Origin of the sequence: Pseudoalteromonas rubra (assembly GCF_005886805.2) — a bacterium.
Classification (GTDB): domain Bacteria; phylum Pseudomonadota; class Gammaproteobacteria; order Enterobacterales; family Alteromonadaceae; genus Pseudoalteromonas; species Pseudoalteromonas rubra_D.
Map to the genome: position 1 here is coordinate 4,162,553 of NZ_CP045429.1, position 23,119 is coordinate 4,185,671.

Consider the following 23,119-nt stretch of genomic DNA (forward strand, 5'->3'; position numbering starts at 1 on the left):
TACTCTTGATTGGTCATATTAAAATGGTGACAAAATGCGAGAGACGAAAATGTAATATATCGACGATAAAACACTTCTCTCGTCTCATATACCGCGAAGCAAATCTCGCAGACATAGCATGTGGGCAGCGTAATCTTGCCCACAGCGATAGTCCGTATAGCAACCTAGAAAGTGACCAACACCTCTACATCATCGCCTGAATATAATGCGGTATAATTGATGATTGCTGGCTTTTCGGCGCCCGGACTCATCATATTGGCACTACACCAAACTTTTTGTAATGCAGTGTCCTCTGAAGACTGAGCAATCTCAGAATATCGCAAATCTTGTTGCTCAACCGCCTCATCGACAGCATCCAGCACCGTTGCCAGCTCGGTTGAACGGCCCTTCACTTCAACCGCACGCTCATATGTGATTTCGCCAGATTTACCAGCTTGTGCCAGCATCACATCAAACAACTGTGATTTGACTTCATCTTTGACGATATCATGGACCAGTTCCATCACATCCTCATCGTCACATTGAGGTAATTCTGTCTGTTGTGAGTCGCTGCCACATGCAGCAAGTAGTAATAACGCCGGGATAGTTAGCAAAGAAGTGAGTGCTTTCATTATCGTCCTTATAATTATCTATAAAATAGTTAAGTGCCTGCGGCATAACTGCCGTGTTGTATGCCGCAGGCTTGGCAATAAAACCTGTCCGTTAGCAATTGTCCTCGAGCAGGTCATAAATCAGATCTTCCAGGTCCTCCAGACTATCTTCGTCGATAACCAGGCGGGCTTTTGATTCATCTAAATCGAGTGCTTCGGCAAAAAAGCCTTTGAATCCCCGAGCTTTGCGATCAATTTCAAAAATAACCTCCAGCTGACTGCCACGGTTGAAAAAGACAATCTCTACTTCATCGAAACGGCCATGAAATTCGCCGGCAAAAGTTTTGAACTCCAGCTCCTGTACGAATGGCAGACGAGAGAAGGAAGCCTCTTCAATGCCTTCACAGTCCGACTCATACAATTTGAAACCCAGTTCTTCCATGCTATCGATAACGGCTTGTTGCAGGTCGGTGGGAACAACGCGGATATAATCTCGGTCGGACTTATCCAGCGCCATGTCGATGTCAAGGTTGGTGGCAATCCAGGTTTGAGACTCACCGACGGTGATAGGCGTTTCCAGGTCTAAATCGAATGCAAAGGGGATATGTTTTTCATCACCAGGCTCAATGGTAAAACGCTCATTAATACGAAACTTGGCTAGGGTGTGTTGCTTAGTGACCGTTTCCGACTCACCTTCATTGTTTTCTCTTTCAATGGTGTAAGTACACATCACTTTGAGATCGATTTTGTTGATCTCCTGAGCGACTTTACCTCCATTAATTTTAACGGTGCCGGAAATTTCCTCGCCAGGTGCAACCTGATGGTGATCTAACAATGTGTCGACTTTTGCCGCGCCAATACCCACAGCGCCAAGTGCTTTTTTGAAAAAAGACATATTCATCCTTATTGATCTTATTTCCCCTCTGTCAGTGAGGGTTTTCAGCATCGATTATAGAAACGAATATAAAATCGTCAACCTCAGTTTTATTTCAAAAATTTGACCACAAAAAACCAAAACCAATAAATACTTAATAAACAGTCATCTTTTATCTTATATTCACATAGTAACAGTACATACAGAGAGATATATACAACATTAAGGTGAGAAATAAATAACCCAATTTTACGCCCACTATTTAGCTATTAATTTATTTATATCCATTCCATTTCGCATGAATCTATTTATACCTATCTATTCAGAGATATCGCACATTTAAGATCAACATTTTCTTCAAGCACTTCGTCAATGCAGGTGTAACTCCCCCATTACTGCACCAGCTCTTGAATAGAACTTCGATTAACATAAGAAGGAAGTTTTACGATGAGGCAAAACAAGTTCATCGAGTCACACATTGTTGTCATGATCAAAGCAGCTGAAGCTGGTGTTTCGGTGCCTGAGAGTGTGCTTGCCTCTTTGGAACATAATCAAGAAAACTGAAATACATCATTCACAGTCGCAATCAGCACGACTTAAACCTAAGCACCTGATATTCCTAAACCTTACAAACAAGTCTAATTAACTTTGCAATAAAAAGTGAACTGAAAACCTTTACATAGTATGTTTTTTGATCAAAATTGTATACTTTATACATTGACAGCGATGTCAAAAGCAAACGATTTCGATACAACATGAGAGACTAACATATGCAAAAAATACATCTTCACTCTATTTATAGTGCGCTGTTGCTCAGCTTAAGCACTCAAGTATCAGCAATAAAAACTATTGACTTGGCTCAATATCGCCAACTATTGCCAACTCATAATGGCAATGTGGATTACCGCATTTTGCTCGCCGACAAAATAACTGTGAATTACCATTGTGAGATCATAGAAACTCCTGACGGAGGGTATGATATTGATAGAAAAGGTTGTAATAAACCTGGCCAGTTTTACCACATTGATTGGTATGCTGAGTTTCCAAACGAAATAAACCTAAGCGTACGAGGTATTCCATCCTCGAATACGATCACCGAACACAAGCTGTGGGCATTAGCCTTTGCCCATGCCAGTGCGTCGAGCCGTGTACAAATGCAATACGGCTTAAAAAAAGGCCCAAATGGTACTTTTGATTTATCCCGACCATTCGCGACAAGTGAACTATTCGGTGACTATTTTGAACGACAAATGAATCCAAACTACTTTGTATCAAAAGGCCTACAAGAAAGCTCCCTTGGTAAGGATCTGCCTGGTGGTGTTGAAGAAGATGATGGCGTGCTACAAATCGAATACCCTGGCAGCGCTTGGTCAGAATTGCAGGGCGTTGTTGGAGGAGGGTTCCCTATTCCGTTTAAAAACCTTGATCCAAAAACAGTACTAAGCTCACATGCGGGACCGGCTCGCAATATACTCGGCTCATCTTTGAGCAGTGGTTTTTATAACGGCTCTGCACTAGCAATAGTAAGTGGTTCTTTACCTTGGAATCAAGGTTCTGACTCCTCTCAAGATTCAATGCATCTCTTTTTACAACAATCTAAAGATCCTGACGCACTGTCTATGCTTATGTCTTTTATGTACAACCGAGGGCCTTATGCTGCAAAAGATCAAGTACTACGCTCACAGGAGGTTTTTGATCACTGTGTGGAAATTGAACAAGACTTAGAAGACGATTGGACTTGTTTCCACAAACAAAATGACTTCGGCGCCCGCTATATTAGACAGATCCCTGATGTAACTAACACGCTTTCTCAAGCCGCGCGCCAAGGAAGCAACTATGACACACAACTAAGTTGGAATGATATAAACAACTATCTAGAGCTATTGCAAAATTATGGCTTTTACTCACAAAAGAACATAGATAAAGCTAAATCTGCTGCTAAGGCCATTTTTGATAACATTAGTACGGATAGCTTAATCTCATATCAAAGCCAATTCGGTAAAATCCTAGAACATATTATTACTAGCCTCCCAATTTACGAATTAGGCGAAGGCGGCCCGTACGATGAACAGGGTAAAAAACAGTTCTACCTTTACAATGAGACACAAAAAACTGTACTTGTTGTCGCCAACAATGAAGCAGGCCAATCCGATGTGAATGAATTTGTCTTGTCAAAGAATAAAATTGCTGTTGATATCAAAGGCCAATTCACGCAATTTAATGTCAGTGATGGAGCATTAAACTGTATAAATGAAGCGAATGATGCACTTGCAAAACTCAAAGCGAGTACTGATGAAAGCTATATATCATTAAGTGCGCAACTCAAGTTTAGTATGACTGACGATCAGCTGTGTCAATTTGAGCAAGGACCACATACACCACCTCCTCCTGTAAAAGATGGCTATTGGGATCCTAGCCAACTATATGACCAACCCGGTAACACCGTTATAGACGCACTCGACTGCCATGAATATAGCAATGAGTGGTACGTTGTTGGGGGACATGCACCGAGTAAAGCTTTCGCCGAGGACCTGTGGGGAGTATGGAGGCGAATCTCACAACGCCCGAACGCAACCTGTTTGAGCGATAAATCTTAATTCAGGAACTTTTGAAATTATTGTAAGCACTTAGCACTCATCATTGATAGGGTTGTTGTATAAAACAGTTAGATTGGGCCGGATTTAATGTCGTTTATATCCAAGATACGACCACATGCTTCTTCATAAGAGTGTCTGCTTCTCTGACACTAGAAGCAATACAGGGGAACTTATTCGACACCCAGTTTATCCCCCTAAAATGATGAAGCTTTAACAAATTCCAGACATAAAAAAACCCTAACATCAAACTGTTAGGGTTTTTCTAAAAAGCGATTTGGGCCGGCTTTTATTACATCATGCCGCCCATGCCACCCATTCCGCCCATGCCGCCCATATCTGGGGCAGCCGCTGCTTCTTCCTTCGGAATTTCAGCAACCATGGCTTCTGTGGTGATCATCAGGCCAGCTACAGACGCTGCGAACTGCAGTGCAGAACGCGTTACTTTAGTTGGGTCAAGGATACCCATTTCGATCATGTCGTCGTATTGACCGTTAGCTGCGTTGTAACCATAGTTACCTTCACCGCCTTTCACTGCGTTAACAACCACAGAGGCTTCATCACCTGCGTTTGATACGATTTGACGAAGTGGTGCTTCCATCGCGCGTAGCGCAACTTTGATACCGTGGTTCTGATCTTCGTTCTCGCCAGTCAGAGATTCGATCTTGCTCGCAACGCGAACCAGTGCAACACCACCACCTGGTACCACACCTTCTTCAACCGCTGCGCGAGTTGCGTGTAGTGCATCTTCAACGCGGTCTTTCTTCTCTTTCATTTCTACTTCAGTTGCTGCACCGACTTTGATCACTGCAACACCGCCGGCCAGTTTAGCCATACGCTCTTGTAGTTTCTCTTTGTCGTAATCTGAAGTGGCTTCTTCGATTTGTGCTTTGATTTGTGCAACACGGCCGTCAATGCCTTCCTGCTCGCCCGCACCATCAATGATAGTCGTGTCATCTTTAGTGATAACAACGCGCTTCGCAGTACCCAGGTCTTCAACTGTTGCTTTCTCAAGCTCCAGGCCAATCTCTTCAGAAATAACCGTACCACCAGTCAGGATAGCGATGTCCTGAAGCATTGCTTTACGACGGTCGCCAAAACCTGGCGCCTTAACCGCTGCAACTTTTACGATACCGCGCATGTTGTTTACAACCAGAGTTGCCAGCGCTTCACCTTCAAGGTCTTCAGCGATGATCAACAGAGGCTTGCTGGTTTTTGCAACTGCTTCCAACGTTGGCAGCAATTCACGGATGTTAGATACTTTTTTGTCAACCAACAGAATGTGTGGGTTGTCCAGTTCAACCTGGCCTTTTTCCGCATTGTTGATGAAGTAAGGAGACAGGTAACCGCGGTCAAACTGCATACCTTCAACAACGTCTAATTCGTTCTGTAGTGACTGGCCTTCTTCTACAGTGATAACACCAGACTCACGACCAACTTTTTCCATTGCTTCAGCAATGATGTCACCAATTTCTTTGTCAGAGTTTGCAGAGATAGTACCTACCTGAGCAATAGCTTTAGCGTCTGAACACGGAACAGATAGCGCTTTAAGTTCTTCAACCGCAGCAATCACTGCTTTGTCGATACCGCGCTTCAGATCCATTGGGTTCATACCCGCAGCGACTGATTTAAGGCCTTCGTTCACGATAGCTTGTGCCAGTACCGTTGCAGTGGTAGTACCATCACCCGCCGCATCGTTTGCTTTAGACGCCACTTCTTTTACCATTTGTGCGCCCATGTTCTCGAACTTGTCTTCCAGTTCGATCTCTTTTGCAACAGATACACCATCTTTAGTAATGGTAGGTGCACCGAATGACTTATCCAGTACCACGTTACGGCCTTTTGGACCCAAAGTTACTTTTACTGCGTCTGCCAGTACGTTTACGCCTTTAAGCATTTTAGTGCGGGCATCGCCTGCAAAACGAACTTCTTTAGCTGCCATGATATTTATTCCTCTAAATTCTTTCGATTAACCGTTAAATGTTGAGTGCGACGACCGGGCTTACTCTACAATGCCCAGGATGTTATCTTCGCGCATGATCAGATACTCCTGACCTTCGATTTTTTCTGTTTTCTCAACGTACGAGCCAAACAATACTGTGTCGCCCGCTTTAACTTGTAATGCTCTCACTTCACCATTGTCCAACACGCGGCCGTTGCCCACAGCAACCACTTCACCACGGGTTGATTTTTCAGCGGCAGAACCAGTTAAAACGATACCGCCAGCAGACTTTGTTTCTTCTTCAAGACGCTTAACAATAACGCGATCATGTAAAGGACGAATGTTCATGTGTTTAGTTCTCCTAACAGTTTCTGAACAATGACAGAATACATAGTGTAAGATGTTTGCCCGCTCAAACAGATTCGTTAAAAAGGGGCTAACTAATTAATTTCTAAGTTGCTTCACGTTATGGGGGTGGGCAAAACAAAATCCAAGCATTTTTTTCAATTTTTTTAGTCTTTACGCTTAAACTCACCCTCTAAGGTGGTGTTCCCTTCATCACGCTGCGATTGCTCATGACCAGAAGTACGGCCGGCAAACGGGTCAAACTGCTGCTCCTGTTGTGCCGAATGTTGATTGAACATGCCACCACTTTGCACCTGAACCGTGGCACGCTGCAACAGAGCCTTTGCCAGCTTCTGACGTATGGCCGGTGTGAGCAACATAAAGCCCAACACATCGGTCATAATACCCGGTGTCATCAGCAGCACACCGGCAATGATCACACAAATCCCGGCAAACAGGTCACTGGCAGGAAGCTGACCTTGTGCCATTTGTTGCTGCACATTCGCGTAAGCACCCAGACCTTGTTGTTTCACCAAACGTGCGCCCAATACCGCTGTCAGGATCACCAGTGCCAGTGTGGCAAATCCGCCAATGACGTCACTGACTTGTAGTAACAGGGCTATTTCAGCGATGGGAATAACAATAAAGAGTAGAAAAAGGACTTTAAACATAAGATCTCCAAAATAACTGAAATAGATGTATGGGTCCTCGGGTCTTATTTCAAGCCCGCGCATCAGGTACTGCAAAGCACGCGACCAATGCGCTGAAAGAGCAGGTGAAGCGCTTGGGATACCCGGCATGTTTGGTTACACTAGAGCAAATTTAGCTCAAGTGAAAGGATAACCATGACGACGCCTTACCGATTGGTCATGACCACCTGTGGCACTCAGGCTCAGGCCCAAGACATTGCCAGGCATTTGGTGGCAAATAAACAGGCAGCCTGTGTGAACATTTTGCCAAGCGTTGAGTCCATCTATGTGTGGCAGGGCGAGGTCACTCAGGACAGCGAGTACAAGTTAATGATTAAAACGCATGCTGACTTAGTCGAGGCTGTCATGGAGACCATTCACCGTTTGCACCAATACGATGTCCCTGAAATTCAGGTCATCGAAGTCTGTGCGGGATCGCGGGACTATTTTAACTGGATTGATGAGGTACTGAATTAATGCGAATGCTGACGCGCTTTTTACCCAGCGGCATACTGGCCGTTTTAACCGCCCTGTTGATGCTGATAAGCACCAACAGCCAGGCGGCAGGCAATGCCACTGTGCTCGATAGCTTGCTAGCTCCTAAGCAGCAAACGTTTTTACCCGTCGAAGAAGCGTTTAAGTTCGACTTCGACCAGCAGGGCAAAGTGCTGTTTACCGGCTGGGATATTGCCCCCGGCTACTACTTATATAAGAAGAAACTGGAGATCATCGCCAAAGGGGCAGACATTTCAGTGCCCGAATATGCACAGGGTGAAATGATCGAAGATGAATTTTTTGGTAAAACCGAAGTGTACTTTGACCAATTTGCGGTGATCTCCCGGCTCAGCAATATCACCGACGGTGCGGTGGTCAAAATACGTTATCAGGGCTGTGCCGAAGCGGGGCTATGCTACCCGCCAGAAGTGATCACTGTCCCTTTAACTGCCTTAGTCAGTGCCGATGATGATGCAACCCCACCCGCTACCAAAGCAACCAGTCAGCCGGATGCCTCTTCTGGTAATGATGACGACCTGAGCTTCACTGAACGCCTGGCACAGCAATCACTACTCACCAACCTGGCAGTCTTTTTTGCGGTTGGCGTGGGTCTGGCATTTACCCCTTGTGTCTTCCCGATGTTTCCAATCCTGTCTAGCCTGATCGCCGGGCAGCAACATCTGTCGACCAAGAAAGCATTTAGCCTGTCTTTTGTTTATGTTCAGGGCATGGCCGTGACTTATGCGGCGCTTGGACTGGTCGTTGCCTATTTTGGTGGCCAGGTACAGGGCTATCTGCAACATCCAGCGGTGCTGATAAGCTTTAGTTTACTGTTTGTATTACTGGCCTTTGCGATGTTCGGCTGGTACGAAATCAAACTACCCAGCTCCATGATGAGCAAGCTGACTGAGATCAGTAATCAGCAAAGTGGCGGCAACTATGTCGGAGTGTTCTCCATGGGCGTATTGTCAGGCCTGATTGCCTCACCTTGTACCACGGCCCCTTTGTCTGCGGCCCTACTTTATGTTGCTCAAAGTGGCGACTTTATGGTTGGCGGCCTGACACTGTACGCGCTAAGTCTGGGTATGGGTCTGCCACTCCTGTTGCTTGGCACCTCGGGCGGAAAACTGCTGCCTAAAGCCGGGGGCTGGATGGATCAGGTCAAAACCCTGTTCGGTTTTGTCATGCTGTTTGTGCCTTTGATCCTACTTGAGCGGATCCTCGACTTTAACATTATTTTGGGCATGGCATCAGTGCTGGCAGTGGCAACCGCTCTGTATTTGCATCACTGGCAAAGCGGACAGGCTCAAGGTAAAGGTAAAACGGTACTCTGGGCAATGGCAACCAGCTTATTTATCGTCGGCTTACTCACCGCAAGAAGCGTGGTTTTTCCGGACACTAACACTGCCCCGGTCAGCATTGCGCAGAATGAAGACAAGCAAGGTTTCCGACTCCTGGACGACCTGGCTGCACTGAACGTTGCAGTCGAGCAAGCCAACAGCAAAGGCAAAATTGCCATGGTGGATCTGTATGCAGAGTGGTGTGTGGCCTGTAAAGAGTTTGAGAAATACACTTTCCCAACCGAGCAGGTGCAGACCCAGTTTGTCTACTTCGATACCTTAAAACTCGACCTGACAGAAAGTAACGACACCACCATAGAGATCATGGAAGCGTTTACTGTGTTCGGTCTGCCCAGTATTTTGTTCTTTGATGCGCAGGGCAATGAGATCCCCGAACTGCGTGTTACCGGGTTCCAGGACGCTGACGAATTCGCCGCGCACCTGGAAAAAGTACGTCAATACGTCCTGTAACCTGCCTTTTTAGCGAGTGATCCGCTCCCCCAGACACAGAGGCCTGAAGATTTGCCTCTGTGTCTCGTCTCTTCTTATGCTGATTAGACCAGTATTTTGCTGCTATTTACCTTGAACTCTCTATAATAGTTCGCGAACGTGAGAAATATTTGCTATTTACTGTGCATACGCTTAAGTTAACAAGGTCTTTGCTAATAAAAGTCGCTTTGTTTTCTAAATAAAGGAATTTCACGCATTATGTCTACAAATTTAAAGATTTTAGTCCTGAATGGCCCAAACCTAAATATGCTGGGCCGACGTGAGCCGGATAAGTACGGCATCCGGACCTTAAAAGACATCATGCAGGACCTCACACAAAGCGCAGTAAATTACGATGTTGAGCTGAGTCACTTTCAAAGCAATAGCGAAGCCGAGCTGATCGATCATATTCACGCACAATATGATCGTGTTGATTGCATCATTTTCAATCCGGCGGCATTTACGCACACCAGTATTGCACTGAGAGATGCCTTATTGAGCGTCAGCATCCCGTTTTATGAAGTGCATTTATCAAATGTCTATGCACGCGAGCCTTTTCGTCACAAATCCTACTTCTCGGATGTGGCGCAGGGGGTGATATGTGGATTAGGTGCGCTGGGCTACGAAGCGGCATTGATGGCCGCCGTAGCCAAGCTGCGCAAACAAGATAACTCAAATTAACTAACAGGCGGGTCAAGTTATGGATATTCGCAAGATCAAGAAACTTATCGAATTAGTAGAAGAATCAGGCATTGCAGAGCTAGAAATCACCGAAGGTGAAGAGTCTGTACGTATCAATCGTCACAGCAGCGCACCGGTTATTGCTCAACCACAGCAGTACTCAGTACCCACTGCGGCACCAGCACCAGTAGCAGCACCAGCTGCGCCAGCTGCCGAGGCACCTGCTGCAACCAATGACACACCAGCTGGCCATCAGGTGAAGTCACCTATGGTTGGTACTTTCTACTCAGCTTCTTCACCAACGGCTGCTCCGTACGTAGAAGTAGGCTCAAAAGTCAACGTAGGCGACACCCTGTGTATCGTTGAAGCGATGAAGATGATGAACCAAATTGAAGCTGACAAAGCCGGTGTTGTGAAGGCGATCCTGCTTGAGAATGGCGACGCGGTTGAGTTCGATCAACCTCTGTTCATCATCGAATAATGCCCCTGGAAGGTTAACACTATGCTAGATAAAGTAGTCATTGCAAACCGAGGCGAAATTGCGCTTCGCGTATTGCGTGCCTGCAAGGAGCTGGGGATTAAAACAGTTGCGGTCCATTCGACCGCCGACCGTGACCTCAAACACGTGCTACTTGCAGACGAAACCATTTGTATTGGTAAACCCGCCGCCAGTGAAAGTTACCTGGATATTCCACGCATCATTGCTGCAGCTGAAGTTACTGATGCCGTTGCCATTCACCCGGGCTACGGCTTTCTGTCTGAGAATGCCGATTTTGCCGATCAGGTTGAACAGAGTGGCTTTATCTTTATCGGTCCAAAAGGCGATACCATTCGTCTGATGGGTGATAAAGTGTCAGCGATTGAAGCAATGCGTAAAGCAGGCGTCCCGTGTGTACCAGGTTCAGACGGTCCGCTAACGGATGACAATGAGCGTAACGTACAGATCGCGAAGCGTATCGGTTACCCAGTGATCATCAAAGCTGCCGGTGGCGGTGGTGGTCGCGGTATGCGTGTTGTACGCTCTGAAGAAGAGCTACTTGACTCAATCGCACTAACACAAACTGAAGCCCAACAGTTCTTTGGTAATGGCATGGTATACATGGAGAAATTCCTTGAAAACCCTCGTCACATCGAAGTACAAGTACTGGCTGACGGACAAGGTAATGCTATCCACCTCGGTGAGCGTGACTGTTCAATGCAACGTCGTCACCAGAAGGTTGTGGAAGAAGCGCCTGCACCTGGTATTACTGCAGAAATGCGTAAGTTCATTGGTGACCGTTGTACGCGTGCGTGTATTGAGATCGGCTATCGCGGTGCAGGTACGTTCGAATTCTTGTATGAAAATGGTGAATTCTACTTCATCGAGATGAACACGCGTATCCAGGTAGAGCACCCGGTGACTGAAATGGTGACTGGCGTTGACCTAATCAAAGAGCAGCTGAAAATTGCTGCAGGTCAACCCTTGTCTATCACTCAGGATGATGTTGTGATCCGTGGCCATGCAATTGAGTGTCGTATCAATGCTGAAGATCCGGACAATTTCATTCCGTCTCCAGGCAAGATCACACGTTTCCACCCAGCCGGTGGATTGGGCATTCGCTGGGACAGCCATATTTATGCTGATTACACAGTACCGCCGCATTACGACTCAATGATCGGTAAGCTGATCACTTACGGTGAAAACCGTGACGTGGCCATTGCCCGAGCGCGTAACGCTTTGAATGAACTTGTGATTGACGGTATTAAAACCAATACCCCGCTACACAAGAAAATTCTGGCGGACGAAAACTTCCAAAACGGTGGCACAAACATCCACTATCTGGAAAAGAAACTGGGCCTGTAAGCCCGTTTACGCAGGAGCCAATGTGCTCCTGCGTGTTTTACCTTCTCTGAGCCCTCTCCTAGCCATTTTCAGAACTTACTCTTTATTTTTCATTGCATCAGGGCGTCTGTTCAGTCACTTTAAGACTATCATTTCTCTCATCCGCAGACTGGCTCTGTAAAAGGGAACCCTATGCCTTTAACCAGCTTTTTACGTTTGATCTGTTTGGCAGCAATCTGGGGCGGTTCATTTTTGTTTATGCGCATTGCCGCACCGACCTTTGGCCCTGCTTATTTAATTGAATTCAGAGTGAGCTTCGCCGCACTGGCGTTGCTCGTGATAGCTTTGTATCTGAAACAATATCTGCACTTTCGCGCCCACGCCCGTCACTATTTTATTTTGGGTTTGCTCAATACCGCGCTGCCTTTCGTACTCTTTGCCTATGCAGCGCAAACCCTGACAGTTTCTATGTTGGCAATTTTGAATGCCACGGCGGCCATTTGGGGTGCCTTAATCGCCTTTTTCTGGCATCGAACACCCCTTTCTATCAAGTCCCTGATCGGCATGGTGCTTGGGATATGCGGCGTTGTCATCTTAGTTGGCTGGGACGAGACACTGGTCTCAGAAAAGCTGATTTGGCCGGTCCTGGCAGGTGTACTTGCTGCGGTCAGTTACGGGGTTGCGAGCAACTATGCTAAAAATGCGCCCCAGATCGCCGCGTTTGATAATGCCCATGGCAGCATGTGGGCCGCCGTCGTCTGGCTACTGCCACTGCTGCCTTTCATACCCATGCGGGCAGTGCCAGATAGCACAGAGATCTCTGCTGTGATCGCCTTAGGCGTGATCTGTACCGGCATTGCTTACTTATTATATTTTCGATTAATCTCAGAGGTAGGCGCGGCTTCTGCGCTATCGGTTACTTTCTTAATCCCCCTGTTTGGCATTATCTGGGGCTATCTGATATTAGACGAGCAGGTTGGGCTTAATACATTAGGCGGGATGGTGCTGGTATTAACGGGGACTATGCTGGTGACGGGTTTTTCACCCGCCACCTTGCAAGCAGATCGCACTGCGCGCTCCCAGTAAAGCATATATAGCTACTGAAAGACCACGTTTTCACTGCCCGGTAAGGGCTTAAAACGACTCAGTAGCTTTTCACAGTCTTCCAGGATCTGTGCTTCAAGACGCTCTTCAGCACGCCAGCGCTGCGCATCCATTTTGTAGATCTCTTTCTTGCTGTACTTTTTACGCGCCTCATGGGTTGGCATTTCTTTGACTTCTTCGTACATCTCATGCACACCCGGATAACTCTGACTCAGCTCGACTTCTTCATCAAAGCTGTACTGAGACATCAGTACCCACACGCGTAAACAGCCCTCAGAGTACTCACACTGTTTCTGCTGCATCGCTTTGGCGATCAGGTTGATACTATCGGATAGTTTAGCATTTCGTTCCTGACGAGAACGCGCCAGCTTCTCTTTTTGCTCCTGCTGCAATTTTGCTATCGTGTCTTTCTGAACTTTCAGCTGCCACAGCAGCTTGCCGGCATAAAAGGCCAAACCGGCAATGATCAACGCGCCTACCACAATCGCGGCTATCCACATAGCTTAACGCTCCTCGTCTTCGTCTGTTAACCACTCATCAGCCAGATCATTACTCATCCACTGATCCAGCTCATCTTCCTGAGCCATATCGGCTTCTTCAAACTCATCATCAATGCCCAGTAACTCACATAACGCCTGGTGACGAGCCACCGACTTATTGAAGTACTTGGCATCTTTGCCTGTCAGTAGCTCACCACGCTCATGACGCTCTAACAGCGCCATCAGACGCTCATCATTTTCCAGCTGTCGTAGCTCTTCTTCCGGTGTTAATGTCACCTGCGCCACTTTCTTCAGCTCCACCTGAGGCTTCAGGTCTCGATTTAACTTAGGCTGACTTGGCTGCTGTACCTGAGGGACCAGAGCGACAGGCTTTTTACTGCCCGCACGCGGATCCTTTTTACTGCCCGTGGTTTGACTCTCCTCCACTTTGGCTTCCTGTGCATTACGCGAGCCAGGCTTTTTACCCTTCAGCTTTTTAGAACGCTGATCTTTCAGTGCTCTGAGCTCCTGCAGCTTTTCTTTGCTGAGTCTGGGAGTACCTATATTACCCACTTTACGGGATTTTTTCTTTCTCGTCATACTAGTCTTTACTCATTCTTCGCTATCGCTTAGTCAAAATGATGACATCATTGCCGATCACTTCAACCTGGGTATTAAATTGCTCTGCAATATAGGCAAACGTCTCCCGACTAAAAAACGCAATATGGGTTTGATCGTTTTTATAATGCCAGGTTGCAAAGCGTGCCGGATCTATTACCAGTTTCGTCATCAATGCTAAAGGCGCACCAGGTTTCAACATGGTTAACAGCCGATGCAGCACTGTGCCTGGCTGAGCCAGATGCTCAATCACTTCACTACACGTGATAAAGTCATACTGGTGGTCCAGCACTTTGGGATCATCGGCATAGTATAAATCATAGACGGCCATCCGGTGTCCCGCCTCGGTCAGCATTTTTGCCAGTAAAGGGCCCGGACCACAGCCGAAGTCCAGCCCGGATTGCGCAGCTGGCAAACGAGCACACAAGGGCTCAGCCAGTCGGGATAAAAACCGTCTGTAGCCAGGATCCGTCAGGCTATTTTCATGGCTATCGTAAATGGCTTTTTCCTGCTCAGCGCTCAATCGCTGTTCGGGGGAGACAGATACCAGCTTGCAGCGCTGACACTGCCAGTAGTCTCTGAATTTGTCCTGATGGTAATGCGTCAGTGAATCGCCTTCACAAAGGCCACAACGCCATGACTGAGGATTTTGCAACTGAGATAAACCGAAATGCCTTAAAGGCTGTATTGTAACAGCAATCAATTAGTGAACAAATATGCACGAAAAAATAAAAAAGCGGCAGAGATTGCTCTCTACCGCTTACTAATCTGAGCGTCACAAACTGGACACTTCTCCCTTCGACTTTTAAGTCATTGTTATTTTTATTGTGGTATCTTCCGTTTTGTTTTTGTTGTCACTTCCGTGAACACTTTCCATATTGTTATTGTTATCAAACTTCCAATGCATTTTTTATTGTCGGTCTTCCTGACGCTTTCTTAATCATCCTGTGTATTCACAACTGAATACTCAACTATGCCACCGACGCTTCCGATACGAATTGTCCCTGTTTTTGTATTATCTGGCGACAACGAATAATCTACGCCGATCTGAAACAGTTACAACTAAACAATAACAAAATTATTACCTGAATATTTTGAAACAACATCAAATCAATTTTATTACAATAGGTTACAACTGAACACAAAATGAAATTAAGTCAAGTCGTACAGATCGCATAGGTACATATCCTACATCATCATTGAGATATATCTCACAATCCAAGATCAAAAAAAGGCAGCTCAGTTGCTGCCTTTTTTACAATACCCAGCGTTTACACTGGGTTAGTTTTTCATCTATACGACTTTAGTGTAGGCCACCCAAGTACTTAGATAATACTTCAATGTCTTTGTCAGTCAGTTTCTTCGCGATATCGCTCATCATACCGTTTGGATCGTTATTACGATCGCCGCTACGGAACTTTTCAAGCTGTGCCTTGATGTACTCAGGGTGCTGGAATGAAATTTTCGGGAACTTAGACAGTGACGTGCCGTTACCACGTGGACCGTGACATGCGGCACAAGACGGAATACCGCGCTCAGCATCACCGGCAGTGTAAAGCTTCTGGCCAACTTCAACCACATCTTCTGGTGTCGTGCCAGAAGACATTGGCAGAGACGCAAAATATGCCGACAGGTCTTTCATGTCCTGATCAGACAATGGCATTGCCATACCGCTCATCACAGGATCCATACGCCCTTCTTTACCACCAGACGTCATACCCAGCTTGAACTCTTTCAATTGCTTGTATAGGTAATCGGCATGTTGGCCGGCGATTTTCGGATACATAGTAACAGGAGCATTGCCATCCGGACCGTGACACGCCGCACAGGTTGCAGCTTTTGCTTTACCGGCTTGCGCATCGCCATCAAATGCTGCGACGTTGCTGGCTGACAAGGACCCTAGCAACATAGTTAAAGTTAATGCTATTTTTTTCATGGTAAATTCTCTGTTTCCGACCCTGTAATTTTGACCCCAGCCGAAAAAGCCTCGTTTCTTTTACTGCGTGGGCAAATCTTATTTGAGACCGACTGACCAAGCTTGCTAAATGTGCACTAATTGGCACAGCCAAAGTCAACGGACTCGAGTTTTACGTTGCAATTGCTACATTCTACACGATATTAATTTCTCTGGCACGTTTTCTGCTCACATTAAGCCCATAAATTATAGGGATTTGACCTGGATTAAGTTTCCCATCCAGGGCATAGCGTAAAAACTCACCCAGGGTGAAGATTTTATCGGCTTTTGCTTTAGCAACCAAGTATAATAAAATAGACAATAATGAGATCAATCCCCTTGAGGAGTCGAAGTGCTAAAATCCCGCATGCCGTATAACCGTGCTCAGTTTGTAACGAGTGCCCCAGATATTTCCCGATTACCCGCCGATACCGGTATTGAAGTAGCGTTTGCTGGACGCTCCAATGCGGGAAAATCCAGTGCACTGAACGCTCTGACTGATCAGAAACTGGCACGGACCAGTAAAACGCCGGGCCGTACTCAGCTCATTAATACTTTCTCGCTGGACGAAGACAAACGCCTGATTGACCTACCCGGTTACGGCTTTGCAAAAGTACCGCTTGAAATGAAAAAGAAGTGGCAAAAATCACTGGGAGAATACCTGCAAAAACGCCAGAGCCTGAAGGGCATCGTGGTATTGATGGATATCCGTCACCCACTGAAAGACCTGGATATGGACTTGATTAACTGGGCCGCAGGTAGCGACATTCCGGTACTGGCACTGTTAACTAAAGCCGATAAGCTCAAGCAAGGTAAGCGTAAAGCAGAGGTACTTCAGGTTCGTAAAGCACTAGCAGAGCTCAATGCCGATATCACCGTCCATGCATTTTCGTCGCTCAAAGGTCTGGGGCTCAAAGAACTTGCCTGGCAGCTGGACGACTGGTTCCTGGGACCATACGTCAAAGAAGACGCAGAGCAGGATACCCCTTCGGCCTAATCATAAGACTCAAAGGCCGCCCCCCTGGCGCGGCCTAGCCAATCACAAATGACGTATTCGCCGACGTCAACACAAACTCGTCATCCCGAGACTGCGCCAACTCAGCCCACTGATAATAGACCGAACGACTAATTCGTGCCGATAAGCCATAATTGAGCATCAAATACGGAACTGGCTGACCCTGATAGGATTTAAGCACCAGAGGAAACTCACTGCAAACAGGCCATAACCGGCCCAAGTTATCCTCTGCGATTAAAGTCGTCGACAAGCCCAAGGTTGGGGCCAGGTTACAATACTGCCAGCTCACAATCACAAAGGGGCTATCTGCAACTTTTACCGGGCACGTCTCTGCGGGTGATTTGAGCAGGTACTGGCCCTGCTCATAACACAACACACTGGCGAACAGCCTGACCAACCCTGCTCGGCTGATCGGGGCGCCTTCGTGAAACCAGCGACCTTGTGCATCAATTTCAAACGCGCCGACACCACATTCATCCGCATGCCAGCGCCCGGTCGGGGCATGCTGCGTGACATAGTGGTCGATCAGCGCCTCAGTTTTACTCACTGAACACCAAATTAAACGTGACAGGTACAGCGGTGGCAATGGTATTCAGACCAGCAACTTTACGCAACGCTTCGATACCTGCATCCAGACCAAAATCACGGCTGTTAATCAGTACGGCACGCAATGGCGTAACCTGAAGTTGTTGAACGCCTTTGTTGACCACCAAATCAACATTCAATGTCGCAACCTGACCATGCAAAGCAAGCGTGACGGGCACTTTACGAAGGATCTGCACACCCGGCTTTAGTGCTTTCAGGTGCTGGCTAACATTCGCAGTGATCTTAGCTTCAGGAAATTTAGCCACGTTAAACAACATTTTTTGCATGCGCTCATTGCGGATTGGGATGAGGCTTTCAATGCTGCTCAGATCTAATCGCAAATCCAGCTCGCCGGCTTTATTAATTGAGCCTGCTAGTTGTTTAAAGTGGTGGTTTTCGGCAACACTGCCCGCCTTAATTGAGGTAAAGCTCACATCGCTGTGTGTTGCATCCAGTTGCCATGCCTGGGCAAACTGAGCGGACAAGCCAAGAACAGAGAAAAGAAGAGGTTTAAGCATGACGTATTCCTTGAGAATGAAAACGCTCATATTAACTGCTTATCTTGAACAGATGCAATGCCAGTGTCCCTAATAATGGCTTGACTTTCGACGGGGTTATTTGCAGATTTTGGGATGAATTAAAAAGAGAAAAATCGGCTCGCACCATTCACATTGCGAGCCGTTATAGCAATCTGGGGAGAAGCTATCAATACACTGTATCTTCACTAGGAGAGATACATCATCAACAGGATGTCCTACAGGAAGAGGACGCGCGCACTGTAGCAAATCACTTAGGGGAAATAAACCATCAAAAGCAAGTTATGCGCCAATTTGATATTTTTTAAACATCAGGCAGCGCATTTTTACCTCTGAGTTACACCAGATACATTTGCAAGGCCCGTCATTACTGGGATCTGAGCAATAAAAAACACGGCCGGGGCCGTGTTTTTTTTACCAATGAGGGAGGTTAGTGGGCTTGTTCCCAGTTGTCGCCATGGTCAGCTTCTACCAGTAACGGAACATCCAACTCGGCAGCTTCACTCATCAGCTGACACACATGCTCACTATACTGCGCCACTTTGTCGGCCTTAACTTCAAAGACCAGTTCATCGTGCACCTGCATCAGCAGTTTAATGTCACTGTCCTGCTGTGTTGCCAGCCACTGAGCCACTTTGATCATGGCCTTTTTAATGATGTCTGCCGCGGTGCCCTGCATCGGGGCATTGATTGCAGCGCGTTCAGCCGCTTTACGACGTGCACCATTACGGGCTTTAATATCAGGCAGATACAAGCGTCGGCCAAAAAGGGTTTCAACATAACCCTGCTCAGCTGCCTTCTCGCGCGTTGACTCCATATATTCTAATACGCCCGGGAAGCGTTCAAAGTACTTATCCATATAATGCTGTGCTTCGTGACGCGGAATATCCAGCTGTCTGGCCAGGCCAAATGCACTCATGCCGTAGATCAGTCCGAAGTTCACCGCCTTGGCTTTGCGACGCATGTCTGACGTCACTTCTTCGAGCGGCACAGAGAAAACCTCTGAAGCGGTTGCACTGTGAACATCTTTGCCCTCAGCAAACGCATTCAGTAGGCCTGCATCCTGAGACAGGTGTGCCATGATCCGCAGTTCGATCTGGCTATAGTCCGCCGCCATGATCACATGATCCTGATCTGCCACAAAGGCCTGACGAATGCGACGTCCGGCTTCGTTGCGGATTGGAATGTTCTGCAAATTTGGATCTGTCGAGCTGAGTCGGCCTGTTGCCGTCACGGCCTGGTGATACGAGGTATGCACACGCTGTGTCTGTGCATTAACCATCTTAGGTAGCTTGTCGGTATAGGTCGATTTCAGTTTGGCCAGACCACGGTGCTCGATGATCAATTTCGGCAGCGGGTAATCATGGGCCAGCTCCTGCAAGACTTCTTCCGCTGTCGACGGGGCACCTTTGGGTGTTTTCTTTAGCACGGGCAGTTCAAGTTTATCGAACAAAATTGCCTGTAACTGCTTGGTAGAACTAAGGTTAAACTCTTCTCCGGCCAGCTCGAAAGCTTCCTGTTCCAGCTCTTTGAGTCGCGTTTCAATGGTGTGACTTTGCTGCGCCAGCATATTGCTGTCGATTTTAACACCGGTGCGTTCAATCTCAGACAACACACTGACCAAAGGCAACTCAATCTCTTCAAAGACGTTTACCAGCGTCGGATGCTGCTGTAATTGCGGCCATAAGTGCTGGTGCAATCGCAAGGTAATATCGGCATCTTCAGCGGCATAAGGTGCGGCTTTATCAAGTTCAATCTGGTTAAAGGTCAGCTGGTTTTTACCTTTACCGGCAATCTCTTCAAAACTGATATTTTTATGACCCAGATACTTCAGTGCCAGCGAGTCCATATCATGGCGCGTGCCCACACTATTGAAGACGTAAGACTCCAGCATAGTGTCAAAGGCAATACCATTGAGCTCCAGCCCGGCACGTGCCAATACGCTCTTGTCGTATTTGAGGTTTTGCCCGACCTTTTTATGTTTGGGATCCGCCAGGATCGGACCAATCAGCTCAAACACCAGCGCCTTATCCAGCTGTTCAGGTGCGCCCATATAGTCATGACCCAGCGGCAGATACGCAGCTTCACCTGCGGCAACAGCAAAGCTCATACCGACCAGCTCAGCCTGCATATAGTCCAGGCTGGTGGTTTCCGTATCAAAGGCAAACAGTTCAGCGTCACGCAGCTTGTCCAGCCAGCGATCCAATTGTGCTCGCTCCAGGATAGTCTCATACGCAACCTCTACCGGTGGCGTCACCAATGACGCTTGCTCTGTATCAGCAGCCGTTTCTGGTGCACTTTGACCATCCAGCAACTCAGCAAGCCAGCGTTTGAACTCACACTGTCCATACAGCGCGATCAGCTGATCTTTATCCATCTCCTGGATCTTGAACTGTTCCAGGTCCTGCTCAACCTCACAGTCCAGTTTGATGGTCGCCAACTCATAGGATAATTTAAGCTGTGCTTCATTTTCGGTCAGCTTTTTCGACATGGTCTTGGAGCCACGGAAACCCAGATCGGCGATTTTGTCCAGGTTAGCGTAAAGCTCGTCAATCGACCCCAACCCCTGAAGCATCGCCAGCGCCGTTTTTTCACCCACACCAGGCACGCCCGGGATGTTATCTACTTTGTCGCCCATCAGCGCCAGATAGTCGATGATCAATTCCGGTCCAATGCCAAATTTATCCACCACCCCTTGTGGGTCCAAAATGGTGTTAGTCATGGTATTGATCAGAGTCACATGCTCATTGACCAGCTGAGCCATGTCTTTATCACCAGTGCTGATCAGCACATGTCTTTGTTGCTCAGACGCCAAACGGGAAAAAGTGCCAATGACATCATCCGCCTCTACCCCTTCAATACTGACCAGGGGCAGGCCCATGGCACGAATAATATCGTGGATCGGCGCGATCTGGGTGCGCAGATCATCCGGCATAGGTGGACGATGTGCTTTATATTCACTGTACATCTCATTTCTGAAAGTCGGCCCTTTGGCATCAAACACCACCACCATATGGCTGGGCTGATATTGCTTGAGCAAGCTTTTCAGCATGTTGATGACACCATAGATGGCGCCTGTGGCTTCTCCTTTTGAGTTAGTCAGGTGCGGTGGCGCATGATACGCGCGAAATAAGTACGACGAACCATCGACCAGGATCAGCGGGTTTTCAGGGATCTGAGACATAGTTATTGGGATCCTAAAATTGGAAGTTTTAAATCTGGGTTAGCATGCCATAAGGGCGAGCATAAAACGAGTCTGATACAATCCAAAACGGCTCATGAAAAATGGGGATGGCCTGTGGATAACTTTGTAGATAAACAGGGGCTATCGGCCCAAATCTCAAAAAAAGATCTAGGAAAGATATGTAAAACAATGAATATAAAAGGAAATTTCTTTTTACTCTTTTATATGCTTTAAGCTAAGATTGTGGACAGTGACTTTGGAGTCAGTTTACAGCCAGTGACTGAGTGGCTATAAATTCACCGCTTTTCCTCAGGCGGAGGCGTATACTAACACAAACGATCAAAGATCAAAGCAGATCCTTTATATTTTTTTCTTACTAGCGTAATGACAAAATTGCATATATTGAAATTTAAAGACCTTAAAAGGAGATCCCGATGAAACAAGTAGCGATCATTTTAAGCGGTTGTGGCGTCTTTGACGGTGCTGAGATCCATGAATCTGTACTCACTATGCTGCACCTTGAGCGCCAGGGCGCCCGTTATCAGTGCTTTGCACCGGACATTGAGCAGCATCATGTGATCAACCATCTCACCGGCGAAGAGCAGGATGAGCAACGCAATGTTCGAGTAGAAGCTGCACGCATTGCCCGTGGCGACGTGGCGTCACTGGATACACTCGATGCCAGTGCCTTTGACGCATTGATCTTACCCGGCGGCTTTGGTGTAGCTAAAAACCTCTCTGACTTTGCTTTCAAGGGCGCTCAGTCTAGCGTTCTGGCTGCAGTCAAAGAAAGTTGTCAGGCTTTTAACCAACTCGGAAAACCGATTGCTTATTTATGTATTGCACCCGCGCTGATTGGTCATATCCACCCTGCTGGCACGCTTGCTACCATTGGTAATGACGAGGCCACCGCACAGGCAGTTGAAGCTTTAGGTGCCAGTCACGTGAATTGTGGTGTCGCTGATATCGTGGTCGATGATACACACAAAGTGATCAGCACACCGGCTTACATGCTTGCAGGCTCTATCAGTGAAGCATCCGCTGGCATTGAAAAGGCCGTGCAAAAGCTACTTGAGTTCGCATAAGTCGAAGCTTAGGCGGTGACACGCCGCCTATCTCTGCGCTTTATGCTCAAAAAACCAGCAAAACTGCGAAATTTCTCCTCACTGAACCCAACGATTTTTTGCCCTAACGCAATAAATTTTATTTTTTAGTCGCTTATAATCAAGTTTACGTTTTATAAATTAGTTGGTGACGTTATAATCGGCTTAATTCCGTCATCCATCGTGATAGATCACGTTCAATTTGAAGTGAGCAAGGTAAATGAAGAAACTTTCAGCAGCACTGTTATTGCTATCTACTGCGGCAATCGCACAGCCATTCGACAATTCTTTAACTGAAGAAGCGATTAAAAAGCGCCTTGAGCCGGTTGGCTCGGTCTACTTGGCGGGTGCCGAAGATACTGCTGCAGCGGCCCCTACTGGCCCACGTACAGGCGAGCAAGTGTATCAAGCTTCCTGTTTCGCGTGTCATGGCACTGGCGCACTGGGTGCACCTAAAACAGCTGATGACTGGGCACCACGTCTTGCTAAAGGCAACGACGTACTGCTAGACCACGCGATCAATGGCTTCAATGCCATGCCTCCTCGTGGTACGTGTATGGACTGTAGCGATGACGAAATTGCAGCAGCCATCGATTTTATGATTAAGTAAATAATCATCGCTTGGGGATGGGCAATACATCCCCTTCAATAGGCGCCTCTTGTCGCAAAGTTCACGACAA

At 47.1% G+C, this 23,119-nt stretch carries 22 protein-coding genes; 10 read left to right on the top strand and 12 right to left on the bottom strand.

All coding sequences use genetic code 11. From position 1 onward, the window contains the following. Nucleotides 1-164 precede the first annotated feature (164 nt). Nucleotides 165-611 (bottom strand): hypothetical protein, encoded by a 447-nt coding sequence (locus CWC22_RS17855; RefSeq protein WP_125558835.1) that lies wholly within the window; start codon nucleotides 609-611, stop codon nucleotides 165-167. A gap of 91 nt (nucleotides 612-702) precedes the next feature. Continuing rightward, the gene (locus CWC22_RS17860; RefSeq protein WP_125558833.1) at nucleotides 703-1,485 is read right to left on the bottom strand and encodes a sporulation protein; all 783 of its coding nucleotides are present in this window, start codon (nucleotides 1,483-1,485) and stop codon (nucleotides 703-705) included. Nucleotides 1,486-2,234: 749 nt separating this feature from the next. Between CWC22_RS17860 and CWC22_RS17865 the strand changes: the two genes are divergently transcribed. After that, nucleotides 2,235-4,061, top strand: a complete 1,827-nt coding sequence (locus CWC22_RS17865) for a hypothetical protein (RefSeq protein ID WP_138537364.1) — start codon at nucleotides 2,235-2,237, stop codon at nucleotides 4,059-4,061. 289 nt (nucleotides 4,062-4,350) lie between these two features. On the opposite strand, the gene groL is transcribed toward CWC22_RS17865, so the two are convergent. The 3 genes from groL to CWC22_RS17880 form a co-directional block, all read right to left on the bottom strand. Then, nucleotides 4,351-6,000, bottom strand: coding sequence for a chaperonin GroEL (gene groL, locus CWC22_RS17870; RefSeq protein WP_138537362.1), 1,650 nt, complete (start codon nucleotides 5,998-6,000; stop codon nucleotides 4,351-4,353). A gap of 60 nt (nucleotides 6,001-6,060) precedes the next feature. Continuing rightward, nucleotides 6,061-6,348 carry a co-chaperone GroES gene (locus tag CWC22_RS17875; RefSeq protein WP_010383739.1) on the bottom strand — a complete coding sequence of 96 codons (288 nt, stop codon included), beginning with the start codon at nucleotides 6,346-6,348 and terminating at the stop codon, nucleotides 6,061-6,063. A 164-nt stretch (nucleotides 6,349-6,512) separates the two neighbouring features. Continuing rightward, nucleotides 6,513-7,016 (bottom strand): FxsA family protein, encoded by a 504-nt coding sequence (locus tag CWC22_RS17880; RefSeq protein ID WP_138537360.1) that lies wholly within the window; start codon nucleotides 7,014-7,016, stop codon nucleotides 6,513-6,515. A 174-nt stretch (nucleotides 7,017-7,190) separates the two neighbouring features. Between CWC22_RS17880 and cutA the strand changes: the two genes are divergently transcribed. The 6 genes from cutA (at nucleotide 7,191) to CWC22_RS17910 (ending at nucleotide 12,947) form a co-directional block, all read left to right on the top strand. After that, nucleotides 7,191-7,511, top strand: a complete 321-nt coding sequence (gene cutA / locus CWC22_RS17885) for a divalent-cation tolerance protein CutA (RefSeq protein ID WP_125558827.1) — start codon at nucleotides 7,191-7,193, stop codon at nucleotides 7,509-7,511. Beyond that, complete coding sequence (locus tag CWC22_RS17890; RefSeq protein ID WP_138537358.1) at nucleotides 7,511-9,340, top strand: protein-disulfide reductase DsbD; 1,830 nt, start codon at nucleotides 7,511-7,513, stop codon at nucleotides 9,338-9,340. The genes cutA and CWC22_RS17890 overlap by 1 nt, the downstream gene beginning before the upstream one ends. A 237-nt stretch (nucleotides 9,341-9,577) precedes the next feature. Next, on the top strand, nucleotides 9,578-10,039 hold the full coding sequence (gene aroQ / locus CWC22_RS17895; RefSeq protein WP_138537356.1) for a type II 3-dehydroquinate dehydratase: 462 nt from the start codon (nucleotides 9,578-9,580) through the stop codon (nucleotides 10,037-10,039). 19 nt (nucleotides 10,040-10,058) lie between these two features. Continuing rightward, entirely contained in the window at nucleotides 10,059-10,520 is a 462-nt protein-coding gene (gene accB / locus CWC22_RS17900; protein WP_125558823.1) for an acetyl-CoA carboxylase biotin carboxyl carrier protein, read from the top strand. 21 nt (nucleotides 10,521-10,541) lie between these two features. Then, nucleotides 10,542-11,882 carry an acetyl-CoA carboxylase biotin carboxylase subunit gene (gene accC, locus CWC22_RS17905; RefSeq protein WP_125558820.1) on the top strand — a complete coding sequence of 447 codons (1,341 nt, stop codon included), beginning with the start codon at nucleotides 10,542-10,544 and terminating at the stop codon, nucleotides 11,880-11,882. A 171-nt stretch (nucleotides 11,883-12,053) separates the two neighbouring features. Beyond that, on the top strand, nucleotides 12,054-12,947 hold the full coding sequence (locus tag CWC22_RS17910; protein ID WP_138537354.1) for a DMT family transporter: 894 nt from the start codon (nucleotides 12,054-12,056) through the stop codon (nucleotides 12,945-12,947). Nucleotides 12,948-12,958: 11 nt separating this feature from the next. Here CWC22_RS17910 and CWC22_RS17915 read toward each other — a convergent pair whose 3' ends face one another. From CWC22_RS17915 to CWC22_RS17930, 4 genes are all read right to left on the bottom strand, one after another. Further along, entirely contained in the window at nucleotides 12,959-13,465 is a 507-nt protein-coding gene (locus CWC22_RS17915) for a DUF2489 domain-containing protein (protein ID WP_125558816.1), read from the bottom strand. 3 nt (nucleotides 13,466-13,468) lie between these two features. Further along, nucleotides 13,469-14,044 carry a Der GTPase-activating protein YihI gene (gene yihI, locus CWC22_RS17920; protein WP_138537352.1) on the bottom strand — a complete coding sequence of 192 codons (576 nt, stop codon included), beginning with the start codon at nucleotides 14,042-14,044 and terminating at the stop codon, nucleotides 13,469-13,471. 22 nt (nucleotides 14,045-14,066) lie between these two features. Continuing rightward, the gene (locus CWC22_RS17925; protein WP_138537350.1) at nucleotides 14,067-14,717 is read right to left on the bottom strand and encodes a class I SAM-dependent methyltransferase; all 651 of its coding nucleotides are present in this window, start codon (nucleotides 14,715-14,717) and stop codon (nucleotides 14,067-14,069) included. A 648-nt stretch (nucleotides 14,718-15,365) separates the two neighbouring features. Further along, entirely contained in the window at nucleotides 15,366-15,998 is a 633-nt protein-coding gene (locus tag CWC22_RS17930; protein WP_010383752.1) for a c-type cytochrome, read from the bottom strand. A 370-nt stretch (nucleotides 15,999-16,368) separates the two neighbouring features. Between CWC22_RS17930 and yihA the strand changes: the two genes are divergently transcribed. Continuing rightward, nucleotides 16,369-17,013: a ribosome biogenesis GTP-binding protein YihA/YsxC gene (yihA, locus tag CWC22_RS17935; protein ID WP_049866241.1), complete on the top strand. Its 645-nt coding sequence runs from the start codon at nucleotides 16,369-16,371 to the stop codon at nucleotides 17,011-17,013. A gap of 34 nt (nucleotides 17,014-17,047) precedes the next feature. Here the strand turns inward: yihA and CWC22_RS17940 are convergent, their stop codons facing one another. The 3 genes from CWC22_RS17940 to polA form a co-directional block, all read right to left on the bottom strand. Continuing rightward, complete coding sequence (locus tag CWC22_RS17940) at nucleotides 17,048-17,578, bottom strand: DUF1285 domain-containing protein (RefSeq protein ID WP_138537348.1); 531 nt, start codon at nucleotides 17,576-17,578, stop codon at nucleotides 17,048-17,050. After that, the gene (locus CWC22_RS17945; RefSeq protein ID WP_125558808.1) at nucleotides 17,571-18,134 is read right to left on the bottom strand and encodes a YceI family protein; all 564 of its coding nucleotides are present in this window, start codon (nucleotides 18,132-18,134) and stop codon (nucleotides 17,571-17,573) included. Before CWC22_RS17945 ends, CWC22_RS17940 begins: the two co-directional genes overlap by 8 nt. Nucleotides 18,135-18,582: 448 nt before the next feature. Then, complete coding sequence (gene polA / locus CWC22_RS17950) at nucleotides 18,583-21,336, bottom strand: DNA polymerase I (RefSeq protein ID WP_138537346.1); 2,754 nt, start codon at nucleotides 21,334-21,336, stop codon at nucleotides 18,583-18,585. A 434-nt stretch (nucleotides 21,337-21,770) separates the two neighbouring features. Here polA and elbB point away from each other — a divergent pair, with 434 nt between their 5' ends. Beyond that, nucleotides 21,771-22,421 carry an isoprenoid biosynthesis glyoxalase ElbB gene (elbB, locus tag CWC22_RS17955; RefSeq protein ID WP_138537344.1) on the top strand — a complete coding sequence of 217 codons (651 nt, stop codon included), beginning with the start codon at nucleotides 21,771-21,773 and terminating at the stop codon, nucleotides 22,419-22,421. A gap of 238 nt (nucleotides 22,422-22,659) precedes the next feature. Next, nucleotides 22,660-23,049, top strand: a complete 390-nt coding sequence (locus CWC22_RS17960; RefSeq protein ID WP_010383759.1) for a c-type cytochrome — start codon at nucleotides 22,660-22,662, stop codon at nucleotides 23,047-23,049. Nucleotides 23,050-23,119: the final 70 nt, after the last annotated feature.